The organism is Micromonospora sp. DH13 (assembly GCF_020873825.1).
Taxonomy (GTDB): Bacteria; Actinomycetota; Actinomycetes; order Mycobacteriales; family Micromonosporaceae; genus Micromonospora; species Micromonospora haikouensis.
In genome coordinates, this window is the sequence record NZ_JAHWGR010000002.1 from 204,040 (window position 1) to 217,073 (window position 13,034).

Here is a 13,034-nt window from a genome sequence, read left to right on the forward strand (position 1 = left end):
TGGGCGGGGATTCTTGCTGTCGTGGCGAGGAAGCTCCCCGCCGGGGTGAGCGGATAGATCGCAGTTTCGGCCTCGACGGTCCAGGCGTGCTGGTCACACACGACGATCATGTTGTTCGTCCGCAGGTGGGCGGCGACCTTCGCCGGGTCAGGGCTGTGCAGCGCGGGGTGGTGGCGGTGAAGTCCGCGTTCGTGGCGGGTCGAGATCGGGTGCGGTGTGGTGGCGGAAGTAACCCTCTCTGCGTACGGAGGGGGACGATCAGGCCGGCTTCCTCGTAGTGGCAGATGGTGTGGATGCTCAGCCCGACCCGTTCCGCGCAGGCGCATCATGTCGTCACGCAGTCCCTCAAAGCCGAAGGTCGCGCCGGCGTAGGCCTGGCTGCCGGCTGAGATCATCGCATCGGTAACGGTGCTCATGAGGGCGGTTGCCGCTCAGTCGGTGTCGTGGCCGGCACTACGGCGAGGTGCGCGTACGGTGACAGCGAGCTGACCCAGGCGGGGTGCGTGAGTGCTGTTGTCGGTCGACTTGAGGAGAAATCCGCCTGCAGTGGGCATCATGCCGATCGTCGCGACCGCGCGCGGCGCCAGGCCGACCGCGAGGGTGGTGGCGGCGACGGGCAGGACGTTGGCGGTGCCGACGAGCGGCAGACCGGCACCGACAGCCGTCGCGCCGATCCAGGTGGCGATGGCCGCCAGGGTGGCGAGTGCGGCGGCTCTGGCGACGGTGGTGGCGACCTCGGCGGTCAGCAGGTAGGCGCGGGTGACCGGTCCGGCGTGCAGCAGGGGCAGCCGGCCGGCGTTCTCGGCGGCGGCGAACGCGGTCAGGCGGGTGGTGGCGAAGGCGCCGATCGGGATGGCGAGCAGGACGACCAGGGCGGCGACGTACCCCTCGATGGGCCACCTCAGCCCAGCATGGCGAGGCTCCCGGTCGGGGCTGCGAGTCTTGGTCGACTGTCCTACCTTGAACCTCGCACCCATCGACCATCGGCCTGCCGCACCCAACCTCAACGAGGCGCCGCTCTCGGTTTTCCGGCTCGACGGCCATCGGCTGGTACGGGCGTCCTCGGTTGCCATTACGGCTGGTACAACACCCGCCGCATTCAGAAAGACCTCGGCTGGCGATCTCCAGACGAGTACGAAGCCGCCTGGCACACCCACCAGGCCCGACAAGGTGAGATGGCCATCGTTTAGCCTGAGCCCACCGGCGCTAGGTAACCAACCCTCCGGCGATTCGGGGGAACCTCAGTCGCCCATCACCCCCGGGAGGCACCATGGCTGATCGTCGTCTAGCGGATGGTGAAACTCGAGGCAGTGGCAGCGGAAGTCGATAATCATGGCGTGACGTCATCAACCCAAGATCGTCGCCGTTGGTGGGGGCGAGTATTGTCTGCGACTGCTGCGATGGCAGTACTGTGCACAGTGCTGCTCGTCGTGTGGTTCATGCCGGTATCTACCGGGACCGACGCGGGTTCTTATGAGGCGACCGCGATCGCTGCGGTTGCGGCGATCACGGCGGCACTGCTGGTCGTGGTGCCTGCTGTGTTCGTGGTCGCGATTCAGACGCTGTCGCAGTTCTCGTGGCGCACGGTTCGAGTTCTGGCGGACCGGCGGATGGCGGCATGGGTCGTCCTTGCCGCTGTAGTCGGGGTTTGCCTGCCGTTGGGCTTGGCCGTCAACCCGAGCCCTCTTACCACACGGATCGCCTTCACGTGCTTCATCATGTCGATCCTCATAGTCGCCTGGGTGACGTGGAACGGCGCTCGCCACGCCACGCCGGAATGGCTCGTGAGCCATGTGTCCGACAGCGTTCTACACCCGCGCGGCCGCTGGACCGGAGGACGTCCAAAAGCAGCTCGGCATGTCACCGTACTCGGCGACCTGGTCGGCAGCCCTCGCCTGCCGGTTCGCGAGCACCGGCTTGCCGCCGTGACCTGGGTTATCGCCCTGGCCGCACAGACTCGTGCCGGTGCGGACATCGACGACATCGCTCAGGCGTTACGCGAGGTCGGCGCAGATCTCAGCCGCGAAGTGAGCCCGGACCACCAGGCAGCGATCGCGGCCATCGCCGCCTTTGGCATGCACATGAGCGGGTCTCGCTCGATCAATGAAGCCGTCGTCGATGTCCTGTTCGACCTCGCCGTGCAGAACCGGGCTTCAGGCCGGCACCAGGTAGCCGCAGAAGCACTCGATGCTGTCGTGGACGCTGTCAGCGCACGCCTCGCCGAGGTGACGCCACAACAGCGGGTGCTCACGGTAGTGCACCTACCGTCCTCATCTGCTGACCTGCAGCGCACGGCACCGGTGTCGCGCTCCCGGCTCGCCTTTTCTGCGCCCGGGGTCATTCCACCCGCACAGACAGAGCGCGATCGACCCACGTTCGAACGCGTCAATGACCTTGTGCGTCAGCCAATGAACGTCGCAGACCTCAACGAACTACTCACCGGCCTCAGCCCCGACCGGATCAGCGAGCAGCCCTTCAGCCGAGATGCCCTACCTCACAGCTACGAACTGCTGGAAGCTACCGTCGACCGATTGGTCGCTGTTCTCACCTCACCAACGCCTTCGTCAACCGGCTGGTCCGGCGGATATCACGAGGCCAGCGGTTTCACCGCGGACGTCGAACGCCTCGGCCGGCTGGGCCGTTGCCTCTTCACCGGCCAGCGGTACTCACGATGCGATGCCATCGAAACCCATCTCGAGACAGTTGCCGCGAGACTCATCCGTGTTGACACCGCTCCCTACATGCCGCTGGACCGCACCGGCTGGCGCATCGCGCACCTGGCGCGCCGCCCCAGTCCGGCATCGGTGATCGCTACCACCTTGCGGGACCTCGCGATCGAGGCGTTCGAGGCTGGCTACGACCGACGCGCGCTGCTGACCGGCCGCCGCCTACTCAGTCTTGCCACGGCCGCAGCAGTTGCTGGCGATGATGTCGCCACCCATTTGTACACCGAAGCAATTTACATACTTATCAACCGCACGGCCTACCACAACCGCTCGGCGGCCGTCGTGGAACGAGGTGCGCTCATCATCGCCGGGCTGATCCGTGAGTCGGATGACCTGCGCCGTGCGCTTCCGGCAGAGGGCGGACACCCGGACGGCCCTGCGGGTATGCTGCGCATGCTTCCGTGGCAGGCGTTCGGGTTCGAGTTCGTGTTGGCCACCGCAGCGTGGCAGTCCGAGCTGCGGGCTGCCGGCTGGCTCCCCGGAGATCGCATACGTCAACCGGACCGGACTCTGGCCGGGCGCCTTTCTCCCTACCTCTATGACATGGCATTCGAAGAACTCGGCTCCCATCTTGCGATTTCCGATTCGATCTATCCAACCGCACTCCTGCTGACGCTCTGGGCTGACGCGGTAGTGGCACGAACGGACGGGGACGACACGCCAGCCATCAAGCTCGCCGCCTACCTCGCCGACCAACTAGCGGAACTCGACGACGATCAAGACGATTGGGATGAGCCCGACGCCCCCTTGACCGACGACGAGTGGAACAGCCGTGACGACCTCCCACGGCCGAAGTCCATTAATGCTCACCTGCGGCGCATCGTCGACACGATCATTATTTGGGTGCAGGGCGAGACCAGCGCGGCACCGGCAATACCGTCCGTCAACGAGGGTACTCGCCACCTTCTCAGCGTGCTCGCCGAGGCGGCTCGAAATCCCGGCTTCCAGAACTGGACCTACCACGGTGTCGCCGATACCGAGGGCAGCAGCTTGGTCGTCATCCAATACCCCGACGAAGAGCGGATCCTACTCCGGAACCAGGAAGCCGGTGCCAGCGGTCTATTCGCCTGGGGGTATTCCGGTAACGGCCCCCACACGCTCGCCGACGCACTCGCCACACATGTGGCGGGTACGCTACGGCGCTGTACCGACTGCTTCGGTGCCAGCCCCATCACCTGGGGCCTGATCGACTGCGCTGCCTGCGCGAACAGCGGAAACCGGCCAGGTCTCGACGAGCTCGCGATGCTGCTGACCAGCCGCGTCATCGCATCCTTGCCGAAGGACCCCGACGGCCCGTCAGCGCTACCGAACGTCATGTGGACCACCACGCGAGCCGAACTCATCCAATCGGCGACCGGACCTAGACCGTCTCGAACGCCACGAACCCGGCCCGTCACGGCCCGCCGCCGAGTCCAACCGTGTAGAGGCGCTGGTCAGCGGGCTGATACTCCAGCTACCCCTGACCAACAGTGATCAGATGCGGAGGAAGAGTTCGAGAAGAACGCGGACCAGGAAGACCATCCGACAACCCCCGCACGGCTTGAGACCTGGCCTCGGGAGCGGTGCCGTGGCGTCAAAGGCCTCGTCATGCGAAGGACGGTGCCACATGAGTGAACTGCCGGGCCTCGGCGGTTCGCCCTGTCCAAAATCCGACAGCCATTCCCCGCAGTGGCGACCGATACGATGGGCGGTTGTGCTTCTGGCAGCGGATGGGGAGAGACCATGGACGATGCGCTTGACGAGCTGGTGAAGTCTTCTGCGAACTTCGGGTACCTGGTCAAGCACGAGCCCGTGCTGGCGTTCGACGGGGCTAGCGCCGAGTCGTACATCTACACCGATCCTGATGCCGCGATGTTCAAGGCGCGGCGGTTTCTGGAGGCGTTGTCGAAGAAAGCCGTCTCTGTCTTCGGCGTCAGCTCTGAGGCGAAGCGGCTCTACGACCGGATCCTTGACCTGCAGAGAGCAGGTGCCATCGACAAGGACATCCAGCATCTGTGCGATCTGATCAGAACGGCCGGCAACCAGGCGGTACACGGGCACATGAGGGATGTGCAGGTCGCCCTACAGGTCGTGCGGCATTGCTTTGACCTCGGTCTGTGGCTGCACAACACGATCGTCGGTGCCCAGGAGACGAAGGTGTTCGTCCCGCCCCGGGCGCCTGACTTGGTACCATCGTCGCGCGACGCGGACGGCTCGGCAGCTCTGCGAGAGATCCGGGGCATGCTGGCGACGTTCGAGCATCGCCTCGTGCTCCTCGAGTCGGAACGCGAGGGCATTCCTGCACAACCTGCTAGCAGTTTCACCCCGATTGCAGCGGCATCTATGAAGCGGCAGGCATCGCTCGGTGAGGCCTTGCGGTCGGCAGAGGAGCGGCTTGAGAGCCGGCGTAACGAACTGCACGCCAGGCTCGACCAGCGGGTTGGCAAGGAGCAGATCGTTGCAGAGTCACGACATGACGAGCTTCGTCAAAACGCTCAAGCTGCGGCCGATCTACTGAGGGACGAGGCTGAACGTCTCGACGGCATCGCTCAAGAGTTGGCCGAAAGCAAGGATGGCCCGGGAGACTCGATCTCCGTCCTCAACATTGCCGGTGATAACTCCAACAACTTCGTGGTCGGCAAGACCTACGGGAGCACGGTAAACACCACCTTCGGTCCGGGCTGGAGGCGCTGATAGCGATGGAACCGAGCGTGGCCGCCGTTGGCGGCAACAAGTCGAACAACATGGCCGTGGGGGTGCTCTACCACACCACTCTCATGAGCAGCGGGCGAGTGGGATGGCGGCTGGTTGACCAGATGCTGGTGACAAAGGCCAGGTTCACGTCCTACATCCAGGCCAAGCCGATGGATGAGTTCATCAAGGCTGAGGCAGCACTGGACGAGTACGGCCTCGCGATCCTGGAAAACCACCGGGGCACCGGGAAGGAGACCGATGCGATCCGGCTGCTGTCGGCCACCTCGCCGGTACCGACGTCCGTGGTGGATGTATACGAACTGCTTCCGGACTGGGAAGGAGCGCCGAGCACCAGGGACTTCCCGCTGAGTTCTAACACGAGGCTCCTGCTCGACCTCAGCGACGTGACCGAAGAGATTCCGGAAGCCTTTGCATACGAGCTCATGGCGTACGCGCGGGACCTGAGGGAGCTAGATTCACAGATCGTCGTCACTGTAACCGACAAGGCGTGGCAGCGATGTCGGCCAAAGCTTGGCGGCCATACCGCGACCATCCCGCGGCGCCGTGCAAGCTCAGTAATCCGCGCGCACTTGACTTTCCACGATCACCGGGAGGCACTTGGCCTGCTGGAGCAGGATGCCGTCCGGGCGTTCGTCGCGGAGTTGGATGAAGGCCGAACAAGCCCGGACTATGCGGTGAAGGTCGCCGATCGGCTCCGGCTGGTACGGACGGCGGCCGACATTGACCGGACAATTGGTGAGCTTCGCAAGTGGCGGCCATACATCGACCAACAACTCGACAGCAGGAAGCCCGATTGGGCCGACCGTCGGATGCTGTTGATTGCCGCGGCAGTGCTCAACGGATGTCCTTCGACCGCTGTCGCCGCCGCGTCCCGGGCATTGGCGACGGCGTTGGGGCACGAGAGAGTGCCGCTGTTCAAGGCGCTTGAGTCGGAGGGTTGGTCAAGGCGGCTGCGGGAGATCGGGGCGACCGTCGCCGACGACTGCACGTGGATCGACCGGGACAAGCCCGGCGTCGACTACGCAATCTTCGAATGGCTATGGAACGAGCACCCAGAACTCCGGGAACCGGTCCTAAAGTGGACCCAGGAGCTCGTCACCGACCCGAAGACGAAGAAGCATGCTCGTCGTGTCGTCGGCGTCATTGCCCGCGTAGCGGGCGAGTGCCGCAGCATTGATCTGCTGGAGGCGCTCTACGCGCAACTGAAGAGCCCGCGAGCGGAGGCATACCGCGGGCTGGTAGAAGAGGCTGTCGAAGGCCTCCTCTTCCACCCGGCGGCCGCAGCACTGACTCAGGAGCGGCTCTGGCGATGGGCGTACCGCGGTGATCGAGGTGCGTTCCCTTCGCTTGCATTACTGTGCGGCGGCCGACTAGGGCGAGAGCATCCATTCGTAGCGCTGGCCCGGATGCGCCATTTGATAGCTCGCGCTGAGCTTCCGGAGCATCGCGCTGCGGTCGCTGCCGCTCTGCGAGGGCTGGCTCGCGAGCCCCGACTGAGGCAACCGGTGCTGGCGAAGGTCGTGTCTTGGGCCGAAGACAACTTTGCCTCTGGCCTGATCATGCTGCTTGACGCGCGATGCGACGATGCCGTGGCTGACCTGCTCGTTCGAGACGCCGGAGATGATGTGGCCGCGTTCGACCTCCTGGTGAGAGCATGGGATCTTCTGAGTTCCGACGATGGTCAGTTCCGAGTGGCAGAGCTCACGGCGGGCTGGAGCATCCAGCGGGATCTGGGGCGTATCGATGCCCTTACACTGGCGCGCGTGTGGGAGCCCATCGTGCACAAGGTGTTTTCCGGATCGCCGGAGGCCGTCTTCATTTCGGCGATGACGCCGGAGACGAGGGCGGACACCCTGCAGTACGTGATGAGTCGGAGTGCGGCGCCACACGCCAACGGATTCGCCTTTGGCGCAGCGGCCTTTCCGGTCGAGGAGACCACCCACCCGCGTGAGAACCTGCATCGAGATACCTGAGACCGATGGCGGTTTCGAGTGCTCCAGCGAACAAAAGACTGCCACATCCGTGACGGAAGTGGGATCTTCTTGACGCCAAGAACGGCGACGGGCGCGGGGAGCATCGCCCGCTCCTCTCAACGCGGGTAGGTTCTGGGCGGCGGGGTCCCGGCGCAGCGGACCCTGTGTTTCGGCCCCCGTTTACCCCCCGAAAACCCAGGCTAGTGGCCGACAATCAGTGACAAACGACGGCTATCGCTCGGTCATGTCGGTGCAGCTCAGTACCTACCTATGACAATCAACGACAAGGCTGTGGTCGCTACGGACCGTAACAAGGGGTCGTCGGCTCAAGTTGGACTGTCACGACGAGCGAGGGTATCCGCAGGCCAAGACTCGCGGATACCCTCGATCGCTTTGGTCGGATGCTGGTCAGTGGCGTCGAACACGCTGCTCGATACGGGTGGGCTGGCCCCTCGATCCCGTGGAACCGGGCCGATCGCCAGAGGATGGTCACGGCACCGGCGGGGCAGGCAGTGCCGCTGTTCCGGAGGACCACTGACGGCCAGCGTCCTCTCTCACTCCGCCTCCGTCCGGTGTCAACGCTGGCTCAACCTTTTTAGGCGGAGCCGACATCCGGATGTGTGTGGATTCGGGTGGAGGTCGACCGAGCTCTTTCGGTGCGGGTAGGGTGAGTATCAGCCGATCGGGATGGCGCCGACAACGCGCAATCCGCGTTGGGTATCGGTCGGACACGTTATTCCCCACGAAGTGTGATTCCTTTTCGTGTTTCGTGGAATCCCCGTCCCGTTGGGCGGGGATTCTTGCTGTCGTGGCGAGGAAGCTCCCCGCGGGGGTGAGCGGGTAGATCGCAGTTTCGGCCTCGACGGTCCAGGCGTGTTGGTCACACACGATGATCATGTTGTTCGTCCGCAGGTGGGCGGCGACCTTCGCCGGGTCAGGGCTGCGCAGCGCGGGGCGGTGGCGGTGAAGTCCGCGTTCGTGGCGGATGCGGTCGAGGAGGCGGTCTTCCCGGATGTAGAGAGTCTTCGGGCCGTGGGATGCTTTGGTGTGACTGCTGGTGTGGCCGTGGCGGCAGCGGTAGCCAGGTCGGCCGTGGACCCAGTGGAGTCCATGATCCGGCCGCAGACGCCGCAGCACACGAGGCCGGCCAGGAGGTAGTGGCGGGGAGCGCCGTCGGTTGGCGTCGGCGCGGTGTGGATCGCCTGGGCCGCGACGAACTGCTCCTCGGTGACCAGCGGCGGGTGGGCGATCTGGCGGGAGATGACCCACTGCGGGGCGACGTTCCAGCGTTGGACCTCGCGGTGCCGCGCGGCGGTCCCGTCGGGCGTGAGGTCGTCGTGGTCGGTGCGTTGCCGGTTCCACACCTGGCGGCCCGTGTATCGGGGATTGGCCAGGATCGCGGCGACGGTGGTCAGCATCCAGCCCTGGCCGCTGCGGTGTGGGTTGCGTGCCGGGTCCGCGCCCGACGGGCACGGGATGTCGGCGTGTGCCCACAGGGCGTCTTCAGGGATCCCGCAGTCGCAATCTCTGGTGAAGATCCCGTCGACGATGCCCACCCAGGGCTGGAAGGTGGCGTTGTGGTCGCGCACCAAGGCCTGGACGCCGCCCGTTACCTTTTTGATCGTCCCCGGCTGGGGACCCTCGGTCGCCCGGCCCGGTATGACTTCCTGCCCCTGTCGTTTCGATGATCCGGGGGGTGTTGTCGCCGGGTCGGGTGGCGTCGGCGGACCGCTGATAGGGACACGGCCACCCGTGTTGGGGTAGGTCTCTTCGTAACGTGGCTGCCGGCAGTCCGACGCCCAGACTGCGGCCGGGGCCACGGAACGATGCGTGGAGGCGGGTGTGATGCACGACGGTTACGGCGTCTACCTCGGCTTGGACGTCGGCAAGGGTGATCACCACGCGGTCGGGTTGGCCTCCGACGGCAGGCGGCTGCATGACGCGGCGTTGCCGAACACCGAGACCCGGCTGCGGCAGTTGTTCGACAAACTCGCCCGCCATGGTCGGGTGTTGGTGGTGGTTGACCAGCCCGCCTCGATCGGCGCCCTACCGGTGGCGGTGGCTCGGGCGTGCGGGCATCAGGTGGCCTACCTGCCCGGACTGGCGATGCGTCGGATCGCTGATCTACATCCGGGTTCGGCGAAGACCGACGCCCGCGACGCCTACGTCATCGCCGATGCCGCCCGCACCTTGCCCCATACGTTACGGCGGGTCGACGTCGGCGACGAGACTCTGGCAGAGCTGGAGGTCCTGGTCGGCTTCGACGACGACCTCGCTGGCGAAGCCACCCGGGTGTCGAATCGCATTCGGGGCCTGCTGACGCAGATCCACCCCGCGTTGGAACGGGTCCTCGGCCCGAAAGTGCAGCACAAGGCAGTGCTGGAACTGTTGTCCCGCTGCGGCGGACCCGTCGGGCTGCGCAAGGCCGGCCGCCGCAAACTGCTCTCGATCGCCACCGTCCACGCGCCCCGCATGGGCGACCGGCTCATCGCCCAGATCATGACCGCGCTCGACGAGCAGACCGTCACCGTCCCCGGCACCGTCGCGGCGGAGACGATCCTGCCCCGACTCGCCGACAGCCTCCGCGACGTCCTACGCCAGCGCGACCAGACCGCCGCCGAGGTCGAGAGGATGCTCGATGCACACCCTCTCGCCCCGGTCCTGACCTCGATGCCCGGCATCGGCGTCAGGACCGCCGCCCGGATCCTGCTCGAAGTCGGCGACGGCACCGCCTTCCCCACCCCCGGTCACCTCGCCGCATATGCCGGGCTCGCCCCGGTGACCCGACGATCCGGCAGCAGCATCCGCGGCGAACACCCACCCCGCGGCGGCAACAAGAACCTCAAACGGGCGTTCTTCCTCTCCGCGTTCGCTGCCCTCGCCGATCCCGTGAGCAGGGCCTACTACGACCGCAAGAGAGCTGAGGGCAAACGCCACAACGCCGCCCTCATCTGCCTCGCCCGACGCCGCTGCGACGTCCTGTTCGCCATGCTCCGCGACAAGATCCCCTACCAACCCCGCCCAGCCACGCCGATCGCGGCTTGACGAAACCCATAGGGACACCCCCCGGCGGACTCCGACTCACCGACGTTGCCGTCGGCCAGCAGCCGCGCCTTATCGGCCGGACTGGAAGCGGGCGGCGTCGAGCTTGGCCAGGAACGTCGGCCGGCGGCGGTGTTGCGCGCGCAACGCCTCCAGGTATTCGTCGAATCGGGTGCTTTCGCCGGTGGCCGCGTACGCCTCGCGCAGCCGGGACAGCAGCGTGATTGTCTTGTCGTAGCGGCGTTTGTCGTATGAGTCGAGCAGTTGGGCGTCGATGAGCGCCTGGTAGGGCCCGCGTACCTCGGCCGGGTGAGTCCGCCGCCGCAACTCCACCAGTTCGACGCGCTGCCGGGCAGGAACTTCGTCCCAGCGCGCGAGCCCGGTGCGCCAGGCCTCGTCGTCACGACCGGCGAGGATCAGCACGTCGATCAAATGGGGCAGATATCCCGCCTGCCCTGTGGCACGCTCGCGTACCACCGTCAACGCCGCCTCGGTGTGCGCGGCGTCCCGGTCGGTCTCGGCCACCGTGGCCAGCAGCGACCGGAAGTTGTCGATCGTCGGTTGGACGCCGAACGCCGTCCGGCGCTCGGCCATCGCCGCCTCCGGTTCACCGGTCTCGATCAACAGCCGGACGAGCAGGTCACGTAGCGCCACCGCCTGATGACCCGACGGGTAATCGGCGAGTCCGCGTCGGGCCCAGCCGATCGCCTCGGCCGGGCGCTGCGCCTGCGCCAACACCGTGACGATCCGCCCGTACTGGGCAGCGCTGACCAGACGCTCCGCCAGGACCTGTACATAGCGGTCGGTGTCGCCGGAGACCTCAGCGATCTGCTCCCGCAGGTACCGCACCGCCCATTGCCGATGCCAGTCATCGGGCTCGGTCCCGGCGACGGCACGCTCGTCGACCAACCGCGCGACCTCGGCGAGGCCCTTCGGCCCCAGCGCCGGCACCCACTCGCGTAGCACCACCTCCGGCCAGCCCGGGCCGTCACACACCAGCTTCACCAGCCACGCCGCCAACCCTGCCGGCCGCGGCGGCGCGGCCCGACACGCCCGGGCGTAGACCTCCATCAGGTACGCGAGGTCGTTGCCGAGCACGCCCGAGGAGCTGTCCATGTACATCAGGGCACTCGTCATCCGATCGACCGCCCTGCGCAGCACCGGCACCGCGACCGACGCCTCACCCACCTCGATCAACTCCTCGCAGCGGTCGGCGACCTCCCGCGCCGTACGCGAGTAGGCGTCCCGGCCCGAGTACGGATCACGGCGACGATCCCGCCGCAACCGATCCACCAGCACCGTCAACTCGCTGTCGCCCTGCACCACCACCGGTACATCACACCAGACACGCAGGCCACCCCGATGGGCTGAGCGACCCGACACGTTCCGCGAGGCCAACCGACCTGCCAGTGATCACCGTCGAGAAGACCTTCCTGGGTTCGAGGCGGGGCTCGGGCCGACGGCTCGAGCCCCGCTCCAGTCCAGTAGCCTGAGCTCAGCTGAGCGGGATGACGCCAACCAGGCCCAATCCAAGTTGGGCATCGGTTCGTGTCAATCCTCGGACACGAACCGAATCCCAACGGTGCGCGGCAAGGTCAACACTTGCCCGCACCGTTTGTGCTTCCGGGTCGTACGCCAGGTGCAGCCCGAGGCTGCGGTAGACCTCCAGTTTGCGTTCCGGCTCGGCGTCCCGCAGAGCGCGCACGAGGTCTCCGAGTTCGTCGACGACGGCGGTGATCTGCTCCTCGGTGAACCGCTGCGGGCTGTCCGTTGATCTGGGGTCGCACTCTAGGGGGCGTCTCGCTTGGTGGCCTTGGCTCAGCGGCGGTAGCAGATGAGGATGCAGCCAAGGTCGGCGAAGGCTTGGGAGCGTTCGGCCTTGCAGTCGTAGCGGCGGACGAGGCGGCGGATATTCGGGCGGCTCGGATAGGCAGCTTCAACGATCCAGCGATGACGGCCGAGGCGTTGGGATGAGTCGATGCCTTTGCGGGCGATGCGCCCGGCGATGCCGTGGACGTCCGCGCCGGCAGTGGGTCGAGGTGATCGAGTCCAGCAGCGGGAGCAAAAATTGGCTGTCGTGGGTGTTCGCCGCAGAGATCAGCACGCTGAGCGGGGTGCCGCGCCCGTCGCACAGGACATCGATCTTCGCACCCGGCGTGCCGCGATCGACCGGGCTGGGCCCGTGAGACCCCCTCTTCTCCGTCCGTGCGGCGATCGAGTCCACCACGGCACAGGACCAGTCGATCTCGCTGATCGAGTTCAACCGGTCCAGGGAACTTTGGTGCAGCTGTTCCGACAATCCGGATCGGGTCTACTCGGTGAACCGCCGATGCACGGTGGCGCGGCTGGTCCCGAACAACGTTGCCGGCAGCTTGCGCCAGGAGCAGCCGGCTTGCGCCAGGTACACGATCGCCGCCAGGACTGCGCGATCGTCGGCGCGCCGCCGTCCACCGCCCTGCGGCCGCTTCGCCGGAGCCGGCATCAACGGCTGCGCCATCTGCCATAGTTCATCCGGTGGCCAGGAGCGCATTTGTCCTCTACCACATCCGTCACAGAGCGAAGATCATGGCGTAGACCCACGACGATCAAAATGAGAAGC

At 66.2% G+C, this 13,034-nt stretch carries 9 protein-coding genes and 2 pseudogenes; 6 read left to right on the plus strand and 5 right to left on the minus strand.

What is annotated here, in order from left to right:
- Positions 1 to 198: 198 nt before the first annotated feature.
- Positions 199 to 301, minus strand: a pseudogene (locus LPA42_RS34330) (MerR family transcriptional regulator); the annotation flags it as partial.
- A gap of 130 nt (positions 302 to 431) precedes the next feature.
- Entirely contained in the window at positions 432 to 977 is a 546-nt protein-coding gene (locus tag LPA42_RS02865; protein WP_077939525.1) for a hypothetical protein, read from the minus strand.
- A 441-nt stretch (positions 978 to 1,418) separates the two neighbouring features.
- Here LPA42_RS02865 and LPA42_RS02870 point away from each other — a divergent pair, with 441 nt between their 5' ends.
- From LPA42_RS02870 to LPA42_RS02880, 3 genes are all read left to right on the plus strand, one after another.
- A complete protein-coding gene (locus tag LPA42_RS02870; protein ID WP_077939527.1) occupies positions 1,419 to 4,199 on the plus strand; it encodes a hypothetical protein in 2,781 nt (926 codons plus the stop codon).
- A gap of 249 nt (positions 4,200 to 4,448) precedes the next feature.
- Positions 4,449 to 5,399 (plus strand): DUF4145 domain-containing protein, encoded by a 951-nt coding sequence (locus LPA42_RS02875; RefSeq protein WP_158229471.1) that lies wholly within the window; start codon positions 4,449 to 4,451, stop codon positions 5,397 to 5,399.
- 17 nt (positions 5,400 to 5,416) lie between these two features.
- Positions 5,417 to 7,393 (plus strand): hypothetical protein, encoded by a 1,977-nt coding sequence (locus LPA42_RS02880; protein WP_144082766.1) that lies wholly within the window; start codon positions 5,417 to 5,419, stop codon positions 7,391 to 7,393.
- A gap of 893 nt (positions 7,394 to 8,286) precedes the next feature.
- Here the strand turns inward: LPA42_RS02880 and LPA42_RS02885 are convergent.
- Positions 8,287 to 8,949 (minus strand): recombinase family protein, encoded by a 663-nt coding sequence (locus tag LPA42_RS02885; RefSeq protein ID WP_198956709.1) that lies wholly within the window; start codon positions 8,947 to 8,949, stop codon positions 8,287 to 8,289.
- A 289-nt stretch (positions 8,950 to 9,238) separates the two neighbouring features.
- Here LPA42_RS02885 and LPA42_RS02890 point away from each other — a divergent pair, with 289 nt between their 5' ends.
- Positions 9,239 to 10,438, plus strand: a complete 1,200-nt coding sequence (locus LPA42_RS02890) for an IS110 family transposase (protein WP_144082769.1) — start codon at positions 9,239 to 9,241, stop codon at positions 10,436 to 10,438.
- A 69-nt stretch (positions 10,439 to 10,507) separates the two neighbouring features.
- Here the strand turns inward: LPA42_RS02890 and LPA42_RS02895 are convergent, their stop codons facing one another.
- Positions 10,508 to 11,551 carry a DUF6880 family protein gene (locus tag LPA42_RS02895; protein WP_228986296.1) on the minus strand — a complete coding sequence of 348 codons (1,044 nt, stop codon included), beginning with the start codon at positions 11,549 to 11,551 and terminating at the stop codon, positions 10,508 to 10,510.
- Between LPA42_RS02895 and LPA42_RS33730 the strand changes: the two genes are divergently transcribed.
- Together LPA42_RS33730 and LPA42_RS02900 are read left to right on the plus strand one after the other, a co-directional pair.
- Positions 11,550 to 11,675 (plus strand): hypothetical protein, encoded by a 126-nt coding sequence (locus LPA42_RS33730; RefSeq protein WP_255703751.1) that lies wholly within the window; start codon positions 11,550 to 11,552, stop codon positions 11,673 to 11,675. The genes LPA42_RS02895 and LPA42_RS33730 overlap by 2 nt on opposite strands.
- A gap of 342 nt (positions 11,676 to 12,017) precedes the next feature.
- Positions 12,018 to 12,209, plus strand: a complete 192-nt coding sequence (locus tag LPA42_RS02900; protein ID WP_144082767.1) for a hypothetical protein — start codon at positions 12,018 to 12,020, stop codon at positions 12,207 to 12,209.
- 44 nt (positions 12,210 to 12,253) lie between these two features.
- Here the strand turns inward: LPA42_RS02900 and LPA42_RS02905 are convergent.
- Positions 12,254 to 12,965, minus strand: a pseudogene (locus LPA42_RS02905) (IS5 family transposase).
- Between the last annotated feature and the right edge of the window lie 69 nt (positions 12,966 to 13,034).